This window comes from Streptococcus oralis (genome assembly GCF_026782345.1).
GTDB lineage: Bacteria > Bacillota > Bacilli > Lactobacillales > Streptococcaceae > Streptococcus > Streptococcus oralis_CK.
In genome coordinates, this window is the sequence record NZ_JAKUWI010000001.1 from 333,384 (window position 1) to 350,560 (window position 17,177).

At 41.0% G+C, this 17,177-nt stretch carries 17 protein-coding genes; 12 read left to right on the plus strand and 5 right to left on the minus strand.

Annotated features, from left to right (window positions below; translation table 11 throughout):
- Positions 1–141 precede the first annotated feature (141 nt).
- The 6 genes from rpsP to MK405_RS01680 all read left to right on the plus strand — a co-directional run bounded on the left by rpsP (position 142) and on the right by MK405_RS01680 (position 2,703).
- Positions 142–414, plus strand: a complete 273-nt coding sequence (gene rpsP, locus MK405_RS01655) for a 30S ribosomal protein S16 (RefSeq protein WP_000268760.1) — start codon at positions 142–144, stop codon at positions 412–414.
- Between the two features lie 19 nt (positions 415–433).
- A complete protein-coding gene (gene kphA, locus MK405_RS01660; RefSeq protein ID WP_268704131.1) occupies positions 434–673 on the plus strand; it encodes an RNA-binding protein KphA in 240 nt (79 codons plus the stop codon).
- 43 nt (positions 674–716) lie between these two features.
- Positions 717–1,046, plus strand: coding sequence for a MazG nucleotide pyrophosphohydrolase domain-containing protein (locus tag MK405_RS01665; RefSeq protein ID WP_268704132.1), 330 nt, complete (start codon positions 717–719; stop codon positions 1,044–1,046).
- Between the two features lie 79 nt (positions 1,047–1,125).
- Positions 1,126–1,644 (plus strand): ribosome maturation factor RimM, encoded by a 519-nt coding sequence (rimM, locus tag MK405_RS01670; protein WP_033585749.1) that lies wholly within the window; start codon positions 1,126–1,128, stop codon positions 1,642–1,644.
- Complete coding sequence (gene trmD / locus MK405_RS01675; protein ID WP_033585750.1) at positions 1,634–2,353, plus strand: tRNA (guanosine(37)-N1)-methyltransferase TrmD; 720 nt, start codon at positions 1,634–1,636, stop codon at positions 2,351–2,353. The genes rimM and trmD overlap by 11 nt, the downstream gene beginning before the upstream one ends.
- An 11-nt stretch (positions 2,354–2,364) precedes the next feature.
- Complete coding sequence (locus MK405_RS01680) at positions 2,365–2,703, plus strand: ATP cone domain-containing protein (RefSeq protein ID WP_001196045.1); 339 nt, start codon at positions 2,365–2,367, stop codon at positions 2,701–2,703.
- A gap of 27 nt (positions 2,704–2,730) precedes the next feature.
- On the opposite strand, the gene MK405_RS01685 is transcribed toward MK405_RS01680, so the two are convergent.
- A complete protein-coding gene (locus tag MK405_RS01685) occupies positions 2,731–3,054 on the minus strand; it encodes a hypothetical protein (RefSeq protein ID WP_033585751.1) in 324 nt (107 codons plus the stop codon).
- Positions 3,055–3,151: 97 nt separating this feature from the next.
- On the opposite strand from MK405_RS01685, the gene MK405_RS01690 reads away from it, so the two are divergent.
- Positions 3,152–3,370: a YdbC family protein gene (locus MK405_RS01690; protein ID WP_000807426.1), complete on the plus strand. Its 219-nt coding sequence runs from the start codon at positions 3,152–3,154 to the stop codon at positions 3,368–3,370.
- A 33-nt stretch (positions 3,371–3,403) separates the two neighbouring features.
- On the opposite strand, the gene MK405_RS01695 is transcribed toward MK405_RS01690, so the two are convergent.
- On the minus strand, positions 3,404–3,961 hold the full coding sequence (locus tag MK405_RS01695; protein WP_002878417.1) for a TetR/AcrR family transcriptional regulator: 558 nt from the start codon (positions 3,959–3,961) through the stop codon (positions 3,404–3,406).
- Positions 3,962–4,520: 559 nt separating this feature from the next.
- Between MK405_RS01695 and MK405_RS01700 the strand changes: the two genes are divergently transcribed.
- Entirely contained in the window at positions 4,521–8,954 is a 4,434-nt protein-coding gene (locus tag MK405_RS01700) for a Cna B-type domain-containing protein (protein WP_268704133.1), read from the plus strand.
- Between the two features lie 86 nt (positions 8,955–9,040).
- On the opposite strand, the gene MK405_RS01705 is transcribed toward MK405_RS01700, so the two are convergent.
- A complete protein-coding gene (locus MK405_RS01705) occupies positions 9,041–9,577 on the minus strand; it encodes a biotin transporter BioY (RefSeq protein ID WP_084873282.1) in 537 nt (178 codons plus the stop codon).
- Between the two features lie 143 nt (positions 9,578–9,720).
- On the minus strand, positions 9,721–11,067 hold the full coding sequence (gene gor / locus MK405_RS01710; protein WP_033584884.1) for a glutathione-disulfide reductase: 1,347 nt from the start codon (positions 11,065–11,067) through the stop codon (positions 9,721–9,723).
- Between the two features lie 266 nt (positions 11,068–11,333).
- Here gor and MK405_RS01715 point away from each other — a divergent pair, with 266 nt between their 5' ends.
- From MK405_RS01715 to metG, 4 genes are all read left to right on the plus strand, one after another.
- Positions 11,334–12,518 carry an efflux RND transporter periplasmic adaptor subunit gene (locus MK405_RS01715; RefSeq protein WP_268704134.1) on the plus strand — a complete coding sequence of 395 codons (1,185 nt, stop codon included), beginning with the start codon at positions 11,334–11,336 and terminating at the stop codon, positions 12,516–12,518.
- Entirely contained in the window at positions 12,502–13,203 is a 702-nt protein-coding gene (locus tag MK405_RS01720) for an ABC transporter ATP-binding protein (RefSeq protein WP_268704135.1), read from the plus strand. The genes MK405_RS01715 and MK405_RS01720 overlap by 17 nt, the downstream gene beginning before the upstream one ends.
- A 1-nt stretch (position 13,204) precedes the next feature.
- Positions 13,205–14,464: an ABC transporter permease gene (locus MK405_RS01725; protein ID WP_033584878.1), complete on the plus strand. Its 1,260-nt coding sequence runs from the start codon at positions 13,205–13,207 to the stop codon at positions 14,462–14,464.
- 135 nt (positions 14,465–14,599) lie between these two features.
- Positions 14,600–16,597: a methionine--tRNA ligase gene (gene metG / locus MK405_RS01730; RefSeq protein WP_268704136.1), complete on the plus strand. Its 1,998-nt coding sequence runs from the start codon at positions 14,600–14,602 to the stop codon at positions 16,595–16,597.
- Positions 16,598–16,613: 16 nt separating this feature from the next.
- Here metG and MK405_RS01735 read toward each other — a convergent pair whose 3' ends face one another.
- Positions 16,614–17,147: a DNA topology modulation protein gene (locus MK405_RS01735; protein WP_268704137.1), complete on the minus strand. Its 534-nt coding sequence runs from the start codon at positions 17,145–17,147 to the stop codon at positions 16,614–16,616.
- Positions 17,148–17,177 lie beyond the last annotated feature (30 nt).

Below are 17,177 nucleotides of genomic sequence, written 5' to 3' on the forward strand. Positions count from 1 at the left end.
AAAAATTTCTAGTAGTTAAAAAAATTAAAACACTGTCAAGTTTTTTTCTTGACACCTGTCAAAAATCTGCTATAATAGAACATGTGCTAAATAGATCAGCTATTTCACCGAAATAAAAAATAAGAAAAGAGACATTAAAAAATGGCAGTTAAAATCCGTTTGACTCGTATGGGTTCTAAGAAAAAACCTTTCTACCGTATCAACGTAGCAGATTCACGTTCACCACGTGACGGACGTTTCATCGAAACAGTTGGAACTTACAACCCACTTGTTGCTGAAAACCAAGTGACTTTGAAAGAAGACCGCGTTCTTGCATGGTTGGCTGATGGAGCTCAACCTTCAGATACAGTTCGGAACATCCTTTCAAAAGAAGGCGTATTGAAGAAATTCCACGATTCTAAATTCTCAAAATAAGTTTAAAGTAGGTTGACAGATGGATACGATTGAAAATCTCATTATTGCGATTGTGAAACCTTTGATTTCACAACCAGATGCCTTAACTATCAAGATTGAAGATACACTAGAATTTTTGGAATATCATTTGGATCTTGATCAAAGCGATGTCGGTCGTGTAATCGGTCGTAAGGGTCGCACTATTTCTGCGATAAGAACGATTGTCTACTCTGTCCCAACTGAAGACAAAAAAGTAAGAATCGTTATCGATGAAAAATAAAGAAAGCGGGACGGATGTCTCGCTTTTTTGTGAGGAGGAGAAGATGAAGGATCTAACGTTTAGACAATTACAAGCTTACTTACTCGAACATTACCAGCAATCTCGAACTGAGGAAGGCCTCTTTATCAAGCTAGTGGAGGAAGTCGGAGAGGTAGCAGAGGTCTTGAATGGGCGCTCTGGTCGAAAAGAGGGTGTCCAGGACTCAAATGAGGAACTAGCCAAAGAACTGGCTGATATTATTCACTACACTGTCGCAATTGCGACCATCAACGATATTGATCTAACCAAAGCCATCTTTGACAAAGATAAGAAGGCTGCCATTAAGTACCAACATGAACGTGATTTAGAAAAGTTTTTAGACGCTCAAAGCTAATTGCAGTCACTGTTCTTCAACTTGTGAAAATCCTTGGAACGTGATAAAATAAAGGATAGAAATAGATACAGGAGACAAGATGAAGTACTTTAATGTTGGGAAAATCGTTAATACGCAGGGTCTGCAGGGTGAGATGCGCGTCTTGTCTGTGACGGATTTTGCCGAGGAACGATTTAAAAAGGGAGCAGAGCTGGCTTTATTTGATGAAAAAGATCAGTTTGTCCAAACAGTAATAATCGCTAGCCATCGTAAGCAGAAGAACTTTGACATTATCAAATTCAAAGATATGTACCATATCAATGCGATTGAAAAGTACAAGGGTTATAGTCTCAAGGTCGCTGAGGAAGACCTAAATGATTTAGATGATGGTGAATTCTATTATCACGAGATTATCGGTTTGGATGTTTACGAGGGAGACAACTTGATTGGAACCATCAAGGAAATCCTACAACCAGGTGCTAACGATGTCTGGGTGGTCAAACGAAAAGGTAAGCGTGATCTGCTTTTACCTTACATTCCGCCAGTAGTTCTCAATGTTGATATTCCAAACAAACGGGTTGATGTGGACATCTTAGAAGGGTTAGACGATGAAGATTGATATTTTAACCCTCTTTCCTGAGATGTTTTCTCCATTGGAACACTCGATCGTTGGAAAGGCTCGAGAAAAAGGGCTCTTGGATATCCAGTACCATAATTTCAGAGAATACGCTGAAAAGGCCCGTCATGTTGACGATGAGCCCTACGGAGGTGGTCAAGGAATGTTGCTCCGTGCCCAACCTATTTTCGATGCCTTTGATGCCATTGAAAAGAATGATCCCCGCGTCATTCTTCTCGATCCTGCTGGGAAACAGTTCGATCAAGCGTACGCTGAGGATTTGGCTCAAGAAGAGGAACTGATTTTTATCTGCGGTCACTACGAAGGGTATGACGAGCGCATCAAGACCTTGGTAACCGATGAAATTTCCCTAGGAGATTATGTACTGACTGGTGGTGAGTTGGCAGCCATGACCATGATTGATGCTACGGTTCGCTTGATCCCAGAAGTGATTGGTAAGGAGTCTAGCCACCAAGATGATAGCTTCTCTTCGGGACTTCTCGAATACCCTCAGTACACACGTCCTTATGACTATCGTGGCATGGTGGTTCCAGATGTGCTCATGAGTGGGCACCATGAAAAGATTCGCCAGTGGCGGCTGTATGAAAGTCTAAAGAAAACCTACCAGCGCAGACCTGACCTGCTAGAAAACTATCAACTGACAGCCGAAGAAGAAAAGATGCTGGCTAAAATTAAAGAAAACAAAGAATAAAGGAGAACCTTATGCAAGTAATCAAACGTAATGGAGAAATTGCTGAATTTGATCCAGATAAAATTTACCAAGCTGTCCTAAAAGCAGCTCAAACCGTTTATGTTTTGACAGATGATTTGCGCCAAAACCTTGCACAAGTTACTAAAAAAGTCGTTTTGGACTTGGAAGAAGCAAAAGTAGAACGTGCCACTATCAGCATGATCCAATCAATGGTTGAGCACCGCTTACTTGGAGCTGGCTACATTACCATTGCAGAACACTATATCTCTTATCGCTTGCAACGCGATTTGGAGAGAAGTGGTTATGGCGACCATATCGCCGTTCACCTTCATTTTGAACAAATCCGTTAAGAAAAAGAGTGGGATGCAAAGAACATCTCACTCTTTCTTAAATAGACTTTTCTGAGCTTTTTGTACGGTTGAGGGAACAAAACGAAGTCGTTTAATATCACTGATACGAATGATTCGGGTCACGTTTTTTGAAAAATTCTTGACGATAATTTGTTGGCGATTGGCGTCGTGTTTGACAATATCACCCGTAAAACTTGTCTCAGCAAGTATGATATGAACAGCCGTCGTCTTTTTCTGGATGGCTTGTTCAATCATAGCGGTGAGGGAGTTATCCTCGATTTGAGGATGATCATCATTCCCATTGAGAAAACTATGTAGTTTATCTAGAACTAGTTGGAATGCCTGTCTCATAGAATCCTCCCTTCTTACATATCCACATTATATAAAATTTTTTTAAAAACTACAAGATTTTTCGAATAATCTAATGAAAACTAAAAAGGAGAACAAAATGGCAGAATTTACATTTGAAATCGAAGAACACTTACTGACCTTGTCCGAAAATGAAAAAGGATGGACCAAGGAAATCAACCGCGTCAGCTTTAATGGAGCCCCTGCAAAGTTTGACATTCGCGCTTGGAGTCCGGATCATACTAAAATGGGCAAGGGAATTACTCTTACAAATGAAGAATTTCAGATAATGGTTGATGCCTTTAAAGGTGGACAATAAAAAGAATCTTGAGTGGAACTCAAGATTCTTTTTTTATGACACAATATAGTCACAGAGAGAAGTCTTAGCCAATTGAATAAAAGTCTCTCTAAATTCTTCGGGTGGTGTTGGATTATCCTTACGAATCCACACTTCAATGAATGAAATCGCCATGGCCGTAATGATATAGGCCATGTCCTCTTCACTAAAATTATATTTCAGCTGGTAGTTAACATTTTTTAGTACCCACTGAGAATATTTCTCACGTAGAAACTCCCTCCAACAAGTGGTGGCTTGAGAATTGTACAAGGTACCGACGACTTCTCGCTTTTCATAGATGAGAGGGAGAATGTGGTCTGCTAAGAAAGTGATGGGATTGCCATCTCGTTCAGGACAGTAGTTGTTAAAATTATTAAAGATCTGTTGATCAGTCTCCTTGTGGATATAATCGATAATATCTTCGAAGTTATTAAAGTGCTTTTGATAAATCGCTTGGCGGGAAATACCAGCTTCTGCAGCAATCTCAGTCATGGTAAAAGAAGTCCGCTGAGGGTTTCTCCTTGCAAGAGTGATAAAAGCACCTAAGATTAACTCTCTAGTTTTATTTGCCATAGCTTTACCTTCCTATCTATAAATATTAAAAATACTAGATTTAGTATTACCCCAAGTTTTCCTTTTAGCATAAATAAACTGAATAGATGATTATTCGAAAGCCTTTATAAGACTATTATATCATAGATTCATTATAAATAACAGATTATTACGGGGAGCTAGTATTATTTGCAAACTCCTATTATATCGGTATTTTCAGACAATTCTTAGGATAGTCACTTTTTATATGGTATCATGAAATAATATATCAAAAAAGTTGACATCGTGTAAATAAATAACAAGGTGAATTGCAAGGGTTTAATAAAAATATTCAATGATATGTAGTATAATAGTCATGGATAATATTTTGCTATATTTCCATCTGACCAAGAGTAATGATACTCCTGCTAAAGATTGAATTGAATAAATATTTCAAAATACTATAATAGTGTACTCATTTTCCAAAGCAAGTGTTACAAGTATGTTATCGTCTAACAAATCATGCGATTGAAAGGGGTGTTGCCTACTGGGAGAAGAAGATGCACTATTCATCAATTTCAATCATTTAGAAAGGAAAGTCATGAAATTTAAGAAATTGTGGCTCTATATTTTAACGCCACTACTCGTTTTATTGGGTTCTGCTGCTTTGACAAATACAGTTCAAGCACAAGAACTTAAAAATGTCATTACCAAAGTAGGAATTTGGGAGACTGATAATGGTAAGTTTGTGACACCAGATGCTAAAGGAGTTTACAACCTATCACCACAAAATCAATCTTACGAAAACTATAAGTTTGCTGCTGATTTTGATTTGAGCGCTTATGATGGAAAACTGAAGGATGGTGATACCTTTACATTCACTATTCCAGCTCCATTATCTGTTCGTGCTGAAACCTTTGAACTCAAAGATAAAGAGACTGATACTGCTGTAGGTGATGCAACAGTTGTTTCTAATGGTGACAACCAAGGTGGTAAAGTTACCATTACTTTGAAAAACCTTGCTGAGTACCTTAAGAAAAAAGGTGGTACAGAAGTTCGTGGTGTTTCAGGTACCTTCTACGTAGCTTTCAGCTCTAAGAAAGAAACAGAAGAAGAATCAATTCAACTTGATAAGACAGAAACAAAAGATGATGTCAATTTTAAGATGAAGTTCAAAAAAGGTGGAGAACAGGACTATTCTAAGGGTATTGGTAAAACAAACATTAGCAAAGTTAATGGTACTATCAATAAAGAAAAATGGGAATCAGCTCTCCTTGGAAAATCAGGAGATTATGTTCACAAGTGGAATCTTCGTGTAAACCCTAAACAAGCTGAGTACAACAAGATTGTAGTTCGCGACTGGGTTGACAAAGACTACTCTCCAATGCAAATCATCCCTGAATCAATCGTGGTTACTGCTGGTTACTACAACAAGGTATACGCTTTAGTTGACGATGTAACTCTTGAAGCAGGTAAAGACTACGAAATCAAGTGGAATGATTCTTACACTGAGTTCACTATTACCTTTAATAATGCTAAAGCTATCCGTGCTACAAACGGTAAAGCAGCAGCATTCCGTATCGTCTATAACACAACAGCGCCAGCTGACGGAACAAAAGTTCAAAACAATGCTGAAATCACAGCTGATGATAAAGTTCTTCCAGTGAGCGATGATCGTACTGAAACTATTACAAAAGTTATTGGTAACTCAACAGTTACATCAGGTGGTACTATCCAACTGAAAACTGGTTACCGTATTACGCTGTATAAAGTAGATGAAAAATCACTTGACCGTCTTGCAGGAGCTAAATTTAAAATCACTCCTCCAGAAGGTGCAACTACAGCTAAAGAAGAAATAGTAACAACAGACGCTAGTGGTGTTGCCCAGTCTAAAATCTACACTGATGAAGACGTTAAAAAGGGTGAATTCACCATCACTGAAGTTGAAGCTCCTAAAGGTTACCAATTGGATTCTACTCCAATCAAAGTAACTGTTGGTCAAGAAGGTGTTATCAAAACAGTCACAAACAAACGCAACAACACAAAAGCTCAGATCCAAGCAATTAAAAAATTGACTGGTCGTGCGATGAAAGCTGGCGAGTTTGAATTTGACTTGTTTGATGATAAGACAAATAAAGTTGTTGAAACAGTAACAAACGATCAAGACGGAAACATTAAGTTTGCTGAATTGACATTTGACAAGGCTGGTACATACAACTATCACATCGTTGAGAAAAAAGCCAATAAAACAGAAAAAGGTGTTACTTATGATGCTAACCCTGTTGGCGTTACAGTCACTGTAACAGCAGACTCTGAAGGGAAATTGGCTGCAGCTGTGTCTTACGAAAGTGATGATAAGACTTTCGAAAACACTTACGCTGCTGAAAAGACTTCAGCTTCTCTTGAAGTGACTAAGAAGTTGACTGGCCGTGAGTTGAAAGCTGATGAATTTGAGTTTGTCTTGAAGAATGATGCAGATGGTTCAGAACTTCAAAAAGTGAAGAACACTGCTGACGGTAAAGTAACATTCGCTCCAATCGAATATACTAAAGCTGGTACATACAACTATACCATTGTTGAAACAAACGCTGGTAAGACTGTTGATGGTGTGACTTACGATAATCTTGAAGTTAAAGTCACAGTAGAAGTTACAGATGACGGCGAAGGAAAACTTCATGCGAATGTGACTTACCCAGCGGACAAAGAATTCAATAACAGCTATGGAACTTCAAAAGCAAAAGCAGCTCTTGAAGTGACTAAGAAGTTGACAGGACGTGAGTTGAAAGCTGATGAATTTGAGTTCACTTTGACAGACCAAGACGGTAATGTGAAAGAAACCGTGAAGAATGATAAAGACGGAAACGTTAAGTTCTCAGAATTGGAATTCGACAAAGCAGGCACTTATACTTATAAGATTGCTGAAAAAGCGGGTACTGCTACAGGTATCCAGTACGATACTAAAACCATCACAGCTACAGTAACTGTAGCGGACAATGGTAAAGGTGTCCTTGAAGCAACCGTTGCTTATGACGGTGAAAAAGTATTCGAGAATACTTACACACCAGCAGGAGCTACAAATGTAACTCTTGGAGCTAAGAAAGTTCTTGAAGGTAAAACACTTGAAGCAGGTAAATACAGCTTCGAATTGAAGAAAGAAGACGGTAGTGTTGTCGAAACAGTGAAAAACGCTGCCGACGGAACAGTGACCTTCTCACCAATCTCATATGATGAGAGCCAAGTGGGAACTCACAAGTACACTATCTCAGAAGTTGTTGGCTCTGAAGCAGGGATCACTTACGATAAGACAGTTCAAGAAGTTGAAGTAACGGTTGAAAAAGTAAGTGCAACTGAATTGAAAGCAACGGCTTCAAAAGAAGCAAAAGATCTTGTATTTACAAACAAATACACTCCAGCCAAAATTTCAGTTTCTGTGAAGAAAACATGGGATGATAAGGACAACCAAGATGGTAAACGCCCATCTTCTGTCACAGTTAAATTGCTTGCGGATGGTCAAGATACTGGTAAAACACTTGAACTCAATGCCGCAAACGGTTGGACTGGAAGCTTCACAGACCTTGATGCTGATAAAGGCGGCACACCTATCCAGTACACAGTAGTAGAAGTAACTGTTGCTGGTTACACTTCTAAGGTTACTGGTGACGCTGCATCAGGATTCACTATCACAAATAGCTATTCTCCAGAAACAGTTGACATTAAAGCAACTAAGAACTGGGATGACGCGAATAACCAAGACGGCAAACGTCCAACTAAGATTACAATCAATCTTTTAGCAGATGGTCAGAAAGTTGATTCAAAAGAGATTCAAGCTGCACCAGACGGCACTTGGTCTGTTGAATTTACAAAACTTGCAAAATATAAAGCTGGTAAAGAAATCACATACACTGTAACAGAAGAAGCCGTAGCAGAATACGAATCAACTATTACAGACTTTACCATCACAAACAAATATGCACCAAAAGAAATCGACTACAAGGTAACAAAAGTATGGAACGACGCGAACAACCAAGACGGCAAACGTCCTGAGTCCGTAACGGTTCAACTTTATAAAAAAGTAGGAGATGCAGATCCAGTAGCCGTTGAAGGTAAGAAATTGACCTTGACAGCTAAGGATAAGACGGACGCTAACACTTGGGTAGCATCATTTACAAAACTTCCACAATTCGAAGCTGGTAAAGAAATTACTTACTCTATCAAGGAGGTAGATGTACCAGCTGGCTATGAAGCCTCTGTAACTGGTCAAGTCGTGACAAACAATTACACACCAAAAACAGTAGTTCTTTCAGGAATTAAGGTTTGGGATGACAACAACAACCAAGACGGCAAACGTACAGATAAAGTGAAAGTTCAAATCTTTAAGGGTGAAGGCGAAAAAGCAGAACTCGTTCAAGAAATTGAAGTTTCAGAAAAAACTGGTTGGAAGTTTGAATCAAAAGCACTTCCTAAGTATGAAAATGGTCAAGAAATCAAGTACACTGTCAAAGAAGTGGCTGTTAAGGAATATAAAACAACAATTAGTGACCTTAAAGACGGTAAGTATACTATTACCAACAAACATACACCGTTGAAAACTGCTGTAAAAGGTAAGAAGATCTGGGATGATGCTAATAACAAAGACGGTATTCGTCCAGACTCAATTACTGTAGCACTTCTTGCCAACGGTAAAGAAACTGGTAAGACTGTAACTGTTACAAAAGCAACAGCTCTTTCAGACAACGAGTGGGCCTTCGAGTTTACTGAACTTGATCGTTACAAAGACGGTCAAGAAATCAAGTACACAGTCAAAGAAGTTGATGTTCCAAAAGATTACAAAGCAAAAGAAGATGGTATGAACGTTACAAATACACATACTCCAGAAAAACCAACACCAGGTAAACCAAATGAACCAGGAAAACCAGGACAAAAACCTCAACTTCCTAACACTGGTGAAAAAGCATCTAACGAAGCAGTAGTTGCAGGACTTTCTTTGATGGCAGTGACTGGTGGATTGTACTTTGTAAGCCGTAAAAATAAATAATCTCTAGATGAGAGTTGATTTTCAGTTAGTTCTTAGGAAGTAATTGGAAAGGAAATAGTCCAGAACAATTGTTCTGGACTATTCTTTTATCTTGAAAAATATGGAAGGCTTTTTAATCGTTCGAGTAGGGGACGACCAATGAAACTAATGGCAATGATCTTACCAAGATCAGGAAGGATAAAGGGAAGGACACCGACAGCTAGTGCCTGATCAAATGGCATACCAGCTAGGAAGTGGAGGCTGAGAATGCCTCCGACAAAGACGAGGGAGTCACCCAAGAGGTTGGCTAGGAAAATGCGAATGTAGCCACTATTTTGATGGATGAGATAAGATGTAAGTCCAGCATAGATAAGGTCGAACCAAAGATAACCTGCACTTGGGCCGACTAAAACGTGAAATCCAGCTCCTCCCCCTGCAAAAACAGGTAAACCAATGGCACCCAGCAAGAGATAGAGAGCTATAGATAGGACGGCTTCCCTAGGTCTAAAAACAGTAGCAATCAGACCAATTGCAAAGTTTTGCAAAGTGAAAGGTACAGGACCGATAGGGAGACTGATTTGTGCTAATACGGCGATGAGAGCAGCACCGATAGCAGGAATGGCATAGATATGAGCTTTTTTCAAAACTGTTAACCTCTTTTCAAAATTATAGTAACTATTATACTAATTCAGAAAGAAAAGTCAACCTATTTTTAAAAACAAGGTAACAATTTTGTAACAGCCGATTTTGCAAGTAAAAAGAGACCTCTTGAGGTCTCTTGCGATAATTAGCGCATGGTCACAAATTCTTCTGAAGCGGTTGGGTGGATAGCTACTGTAGCATCAAAGTCCGCCTTGGTTGCACCCATCTTGATGGCAACAGCGAATCCTTGAATCATCTCATCCACTCCGTAACCAAGTCCGTGTAGTCCAACAACTTTTTCGTCAGCACCGGTGGTGATGAGTTTGAAGCGAGACTCTTGACGATGGTTTGTAACGGCTGAGTACATGGATGCAAAGCTTGACTTGTAGACTTTGATGTTATCTTGGCCGTATTCTTTTATAGCTTGATCCTCAGTTAAACCAACGGTTCCGATTGCTGGGTGGGAGAAGACAACTGTAGGGATAGTCGTGTAGTCCATCTTGGCATTTGTTTTCCCGTTGAAAAGGCGTTCAGATAGGGTACGTCCTGCCTTGATGGCTACTGGGGTCAGTTCCTTCTCACCAGTCACATCTCCAAGAGCATAGATGCCATCTACAACTGTATTCTGATACTCATCCACTTGGATAAATCCACGTTGGTTGAGTGTAACGCCAGCCTTTTCTAACTCTAGACCGTCTACATTTGGACGGCGACCGGTAGCCCAGATAACTTGGCTGGCAGTGTGACTAGAACCGTCTTCGAAATAAATGGTAATACCTTGCTCCGTTTCTTCGAGCTTGACGGGTACCTTATGTGTGTGCAAAGGTAGACCTGTTTTTTCCATTTCATTGACAAGTCCTTCAACGATATAGCTGTCAAAACTACGCAAGGGACGATCACGACGGACAAACAAATCCGTTTTTACTCCTAGCGCGTGGAGAACACCTGCTAATTCAACAGCGATATAACCAGCTCCAAGAATCGCAACGGAGTCAGGAAGTTGCTCCCAAGCAAAGACATCGTCTGAGCTGCCACCGAGTTCAGATCCAGGAATAGTTGGGATGCTTGGACGAGCCCCAGTCGCAATCACGATATGTTTGGCACGAATCAATTCACCATTGACGCTGACTGTGTGGGAATCAACGAAATGAGCACGACCTTCAATCAAATCAACACCGTTGCGCTTGAAACTTCCATCATAAGACGAGCGAGCACGGTCGATGTAGGCTTCACGGTTTTGACGAAGTTTAGCAAAATCAAATTGAACATCTGAACTTGTAAAACCATAGTCAGGGCCGTAGTGGTGGAAGCTTTCAGCGATTTGCGCTCCATACCACATGATTTTTTTAGGAACACAGCCGACATTGACGCAGGTTCCACCTAATTTTTTCTCTTCGATAACAGCTGCTTTAGCCCCGTGTTCACCAGCGCGGTTCATAGTGGCAATGCCGCCGCTTCCTCCACCGATGGTGATGATATCATATTCTCTCATAGAAAACTCCTTATAGCTTTGATAGTCATATTCTATCGTTTTTATTTTTTGAATGCAAAAATCTGCTACGGTAAAAAAATTATAAAAACGCTTGCCAAATTCAAAAAGATATTGTATTATATATCTAGCACAATAATCCAATAAACGAATACCGAACAAAATAATGATCCTGAATTGTCATTGTTTCCATCTGAACTGTCATTGTTTGGGCTTGGTGTTTCTGATATAATGGTTTTTGTAAGGCAAAAGAATAAAGGAGCTTAAAAATGAAAAGAAATAAGAAGGCAAAAAAATGGCAATTATACACAGCGATTGGTGTTGCCAGTGCTATTGTTATCGGTGCTGCGGGGATTTTGATTTTTAGACAACCTTCCCAGTCAGCAGTCAAGGAGGAAATCTCTCATATCGTTACTGCTAAGGAAGGCTCTGTTGCTTCATCGGTTCTCTTGTCAGGTACGGTTACAGCAAAAAATGAACAATACGTTTATTTTGATGCTAGTAAGGGAGATTTAGATGAAATTCTCGTTTCAGTCGGGGACAAGGTCGAAGAAGGGCAAGCGTTGGTCAAATACAGCAGTGCAGATGCTCAAGCTGCCTATGATGCAGCCGATCGTGCAGTTGCAAAGGCAGATCGTCATATCGAGGAGTTAAACAAAGCTCGTGAGAATGCATCAGCTACACCAGCTTCTCCACAGGTTCCAACAGAAGCTGGACTCCCAGAACAAGCGCAAGCAGCGACTTCTTCCGTATCTTCTATTGATTCTCAAATCAGTGATGCCAAGGATAATCGTGCAGATGCTGTGGCTCAGCTCAACAAGGCTCAAGCTCAGCTAGATGCTGCAACTGTCCTCAGTACACTAGAAGGGACTGTAGTTGAAGTTAATCGTAATGTTTCCAAATCGCCAACAGGTAATAGCCAAGTGGTAGTACATGTCGTAAGTAATGAAAACTTGCAGGTCAAAGGGGAGTTGTCTGAATACAACCTTGCTAACCTTTCTGTTGGGCAAGAAGTTACCTTTACTTCGAAGGTTTATCAAGATAAGAGCTGGACAGGAAAAATTAGCTATATTTCTGATTATCCTAAAAACAATGGAGAAGCAGCAAATGCAGCCCTTGGAGGAAATACTGGATCTAAGTACCCTTATACTGTTGATGTGACTAGCGATATCGGTGAGTTGAAACAAGGCTTCTCTGTCAGTGTGGAAGTCAAAAATAAGAGTAAGGCCATCCTTGTTCCTTTGACAAGTGTTGTTACCGAAAATGACAAAAACTATGTCTGGCTCGTTGACGACCAGAAAAAAGCGAAGAGGGTAGAAGTTACTTTGGGGAATGCGGATGCAGACAACCAAGAAATTACTTCAGGTTTGACAGACGGTGCCAAGGTCATCAGTAATCCAACATCTTCCTTGGAAGAAGGAAAAGAGGTGAAGGCTGATGAAGAAACTAATTAGTCTCAAAAATATCTGCAGGAGTTATCGAAATGGTGACCAAGAACTGCAGGTCCTTAAAAATATCAATCTAGAAGTTCATGAAGGTGAGTTTGTTGCCATTATGGGACCATCTGGTTCTGGTAAGTCTACCTTGATGAATACCATCGGAATGTTGGATACACCAACTAGTGGAGAGTACTACCTTGAAGGTCAAGAAGTGGCAGGTCTTGGAGAGAAACAACTGGCCAAGGTCCGCAATCAGCAAATCGGCTTTGTCTTTCAGCAGTTCTTTCTCTTGTCCAAACTCAATGCACTTCAAAACGTTGAATTGCCCTTGATTTACGCTGGTGTTTCGGCTTCAAAACGTCGGAAATTGGCTGAGGAATTTCTGGAAAAGGTTGAGCTGGCGGAGCGTAGTCATCATTTACCTTCAGAATTATCCGGTGGTCAAAAGCAACGTGTAGCGATTGCGCGTGCCTTGGTAAATAATCCCTCTATCATCCTAGCAGACGAACCCACAGGAGCCTTGGATACCAAGACGGGAAATCAAATCATGCAGCTGTTGGTGGAGTTAAACAAGGAAGGGAAGACCATTATCATGGTCACGCATGAGCCTGAGATAGCTGCCTATGCCAAACGCCAGATTGTCATTCGTGATGGTGTCATCTCGTCTGACAGTGCTCAGGTAGAGAAGGAGGAAAACTAAGATGCAGAATCTGAAATTTGCCTTTTCATCCATCATGGCCCATAAGATGCGTTCCTTCCTGACTATGATTGGGATTATCATCGGAGTTTCGTCCGTCGTCGTCATCATGGCTCTTGGCGACTCTATGTCTCGTCAGGTCAATAAAAACATGACCAAATCGCAGAAGGATATCCATGTATTTTTCTCTCCTATCAAGAGCAAGGATGGCTCCTTTACTCAGCGTCAGTCAGCTTTGACAGTCAGTGGGAAAGAAGAGGATGTTCATGTTGAACCACCAAAACCACTAGAATCCTGGGTCAAGGAAGCTGCCAAACTCAAAGGAGTAGACAGTTACTATGTCACCAACTCGACCAACGTTACCCTATCTTATAAGGATAAGAAGGTTGAACGAGCGACTCTGACAGGCGGAAATAGCACCTACATGAACGCAGTTGAAAATGAAATCGTTGCGGGTAGAAGTCTAAGACCGCAAGACTACAAGGAATTTGCCAGTGTGATTTTGTTGGATGAAGAATTAGCCAAGAGTTTGTTTGATAGTCCAGAAGCTGCGGTTAATCAAATCATCTCTGTTAATGAATTTAGTTACCGTGTAATTGGCGTTTATACTAGCAATGAAGCCAAAACTGCTAAAGCCTTTGGGATTGGTGGTCTTCCAATTACGACCAATATCTCTCTTGCAGCCAATTTTAATACTGATGAAATCTCGAATATCGTCTTTCGTGTCAATGATACTAGTCTAACGCAGACCTTGGGACCAGAGTTGGCTCGAAAACTGACTGAGATTGCAGGTCTTCAACAAGGGGAGTACCAAGTTGCGGATGCAACTGCCGCCTTCCAAGAGGTACAACAACTATTTGGTTTTATGACAACCATTATCAGTGCCATCGCAGGAATCTCTCTCTTTGTCGGGGGAACTGGTGTTATGAATATCATGTTGGTTTCGGTGACAGAACGCACGCGTGAGATTGGTCTGCGGAAAGCTCTCGGAGCTACTCGGGCTAATATCTTGGTCCAGTTTTTGATTGAATCCATGATTTTGACCTTGCTAGGTGGTGTCATCGGTCTTGGAATTGCTGCTGGAATGACCATGTTAGCTGGAGTGCTGCTCCAAAACATGATTGCAGGTATCGAAGTTGGGGTTTCCCTCCCAATCGCTCTCTTTAGCTTGGCTGTGTCAGCCAGCGTTGGGATGATTTTTGGAGTCTTGCCAGCCAATAAAGCGTCTAAGCTTGATCCAATCGAAGCCCTTCGTTATGAATAAGATATGGAACAGAAAAAACAAGATGGACATTTGTCTGTCTTGTTTTTGTATGGATTTTCCTATCGAAAATCACTAAAAATATGATATAATGAAGTGTTAGAAAAACAGGTTTCATTTGCCTGGAAAGGAAAAATTATGTCTGAAAAGAATTTTTATATTACAACACCGATTTACTATCCATCTGGTAAACTTCATATCGGTTCTGCCTACACAACCATCGCTTGTGATGTCCTAGCTCGCTACAAACGCCTCATGGGCTACGATGTCTTTTATCTGACAGGTCTTGACGAGCATGGTCAAAAGATCCAACAAAAAGCGGAAGAAGCTGGCATCACACCACAAGCCTATGTTGATGGCATGGCAGTTGGCGTCAAAGAACTCTGGAAATTACTCGATATCTCATATGATAAATTCATCCGTACAACTGATGATTACCATGAAAAAGTTGTAGCACAGGTCTTTGAACGCTTGCTTGCTCAAGATGATATCTACTTGGGCGAATATTCTGGTTGGTATTCAGTATCAGATGAGGAATTCTTTACAGAAAGCCAGCTTGCGGAAGTTTTCCGTGACGAAGCTGGAAATGTGACGGGCGGTATCGCTCCATCAGGTCACGAAGTGGAATGGGTATCTGAAGAATCTTACTTCCTTCGCCTCAGCAAATACCAAGACCGTTTGGTAGAATTTTTCAAATCTCACCCTGAGTTCATCACTCCAGATGGTCGTCTCAATGAAATGTTGCGTAACTTTATTGAGCCAGGTTTGGAAGACTTAGCGGTTTCTCGTACAACCTTTACCTGGGGTGTGCTAGTTCCTTCCAATCCAAAACACGTTGTCTATGTTTGGATCGATGCCCTTCTTAACTATGCGACTGCTCTTGGTTACGGTCAAGAGGATCATGCTAACTATGATAAATTCTGGAATGGAACGGTCTTCCACATGGTCGGAAAAGACATTCTTCGTTTCCACTCCATCTACTGGCCAATCCTTCTCATGATGTTGGATATGAAATTGCCTGACCGCTTGATTGCCCATGGTTGGTTCGTCATGAAAGACGGAAAGATGTCTAAGTCTAAAGGGAATGTCGTTTATCCTGAAATGTTAGTAGAACGTTATGGACTGGATCCGCTTCGTTACTACCTTATGCGTAGCCTTCCAGTCGGTTCAGACGGAACCTTCACTCCAGAAGACTATGTAGGCCGTATCAACTATGAACTAGCCAATGACCTCGGAAACCTCCTCAACCGTACGGTTTCCATGATTAACAAGTACTTTGATGGGCAAGTCCCTGCCTATGTAGAAGGGGTGACAGAGTTTGATAATGCTCTTGCTCAAGTAGCAGAGCAATCTATCGCTGACTACCATACACACATGGAAGCCGTTGATTACCCGCGTGCCCTTGAAGCAGTATGGACTCTTATCTCACGTACCAACAAATACATCGATGAGACTGCCCCATGGGTCTTGGCTAAGGATGAAGCCCTTCGTGACCAATTGGCAAGTGTCATGAGCCATTTGGCAGCCAGCCTTCGTGTTGTAGCTCACTTGATTGAACCATTTATGATGGAAACTAGTCGTGCGGTCATGACTCAACTTGGCTTGGAAGAAGTGGCGAGCCTTGAAAACTTGAGCTTGGCAGATTTCCCTGCTGGTGTGACTGTTGTTGCCAAAGGAACACCAATCTTCCCACGTCTGGACATGGAAGAAGAGATTGCCTATATCAAGGAACAAATGGAAAGCAACAAACCAGCAGTCGAAAAAGAATGGAATCCAGATGAAGTCGAACTCGAACTAAACAAGGATGAAATCAAGTTTGAAGACTTTGATAAGGTCGAAATCCGTGTTGCAGAGGTCAAAGAAGTGTCTAAAGTGGAAGGTTCTGATAAGTTGCTCCAATTCCGCTTGGATGCTGGAGATGGTGAAGACCGTCAAATCCTTTCTGGTATTGCGAAATTTTATCCAAACGAACAAGAATTGGTCGGCAAGAAAGTCCAAATCGTTGCCAACCTTAAACCACGCAAGATGATGAAAAAATATGTCAGTCAAGGAATGATCCTCTCAGCTGAACATGAAGGCAAATTAACCCTTCTCACAGTTGATCCAGCTGTACCAAACGGAAGTGTGATTGGCTAATAGCAAAAAACCAACGTTATACACGTTGGTTTTTCTTGTTATGCGCGAGATTTTCTAAGAAGTGGTCCATCTCCTTTTGCGACTTGAGGACAATTACTTTCTCAGGGTAGGTTTCTTGAACCCGTTGATAGCGTTCTTTAGCATTCTTTGTCCGCCCATCCCAGAGAATCCATCGGATAAACTCCCAGTCAAAGCGTTCAGGACAGCCTGCTGCCATACTTTTTCTGACCTTGCCTCGGTATGTGAGATACCGTTTAAAGGCTCGAAAGAGACAAGTCCATGGTGAAAAATTGAGAAAGATGATTTGGTCAGCTTCCCGCATTCTTTCTTCATAGCAACACCAAGAATAGTTGCCATCAATGACCCAAGTTTCATGCTTTGTGAGAAAGTTTTTCATCTCGGTCAACATCCATTCGCGGTCACTGTCTTGCCAACCCGGTTGAAATTGAAGTGTATCCATATGCAGTTTGGGGATAGAGTAGTAGTTTGACAATGTTTCAGCTAGAGTTGACTTGCCTGCTCCAGAATATCCTATGATTGATATTTTCATTTTCTACCTTTTCTGATTAGAGGACAAAAA

Coding starts and splice junctions, on each gene's coding strand:
- rpsP (WP_000268760.1), top strand. CDS start 142: ATGGCAGTTAAAATCCGTTTGACTCGTATGGGTTCTAAGAAAAAACCT.
- kphA (WP_268704131.1), top strand. CDS start 434: ATGGATACGATTGAAAATCTCATTATTGCGATTGTGAAACCTTTGATT.
- MK405_RS01665 (WP_268704132.1), top strand. CDS start 717: ATGAAGGATCTAACGTTTAGACAATTACAAGCTTACTTACTCGAACAT.
- rimM (WP_033585749.1), top strand. CDS start 1,126: ATGAAGTACTTTAATGTTGGGAAAATCGTTAATACGCAGGGTCTGCAG.
- trmD (WP_033585750.1), top strand. CDS start 1,634: ATGAAGATTGATATTTTAACCCTCTTTCCTGAGATGTTTTCTCCATTG.
- MK405_RS01680 (WP_001196045.1), top strand. CDS start 2,365: ATGCAAGTAATCAAACGTAATGGAGAAATTGCTGAATTTGATCCAGAT.
- MK405_RS01685 (WP_033585751.1), bottom strand. CDS start 3,054: ATGAGACAGGCATTCCAACTAGTTCTAGATAAACTACATAGTTTTCTC.
- MK405_RS01690 (WP_000807426.1), top strand. CDS start 3,152: ATGGCAGAATTTACATTTGAAATCGAAGAACACTTACTGACCTTGTCC.
- MK405_RS01695 (WP_002878417.1), bottom strand. CDS start 3,961: ATGGCAAATAAAACTAGAGAGTTAATCTTAGGTGCTTTTATCACTCTT.
- MK405_RS01700 (WP_268704133.1), top strand. CDS start 4,521: ATGAAATTTAAGAAATTGTGGCTCTATATTTTAACGCCACTACTCGTT.
- gor (WP_033584884.1), bottom strand. CDS start 11,067: ATGAGAGAATATGATATCATCACCATCGGTGGAGGAAGCGGCGGCATT.
- MK405_RS01715 (WP_268704134.1), top strand. CDS start 11,334: ATGAAAAGAAATAAGAAGGCAAAAAAATGGCAATTATACACAGCGATT.
- MK405_RS01720 (WP_268704135.1), top strand. CDS start 12,502: ATGAAGAAACTAATTAGTCTCAAAAATATCTGCAGGAGTTATCGAAAT.
- MK405_RS01725 (WP_033584878.1), top strand. CDS start 13,205: ATGCAGAATCTGAAATTTGCCTTTTCATCCATCATGGCCCATAAGATG.
- metG (WP_268704136.1), top strand. CDS start 14,600: ATGTCTGAAAAGAATTTTTATATTACAACACCGATTTACTATCCATCT.
- MK405_RS01735 (WP_268704137.1), bottom strand. CDS start 17,147: ATGAAAATATCAATCATAGGATATTCTGGAGCAGGCAAGTCAACTCTA.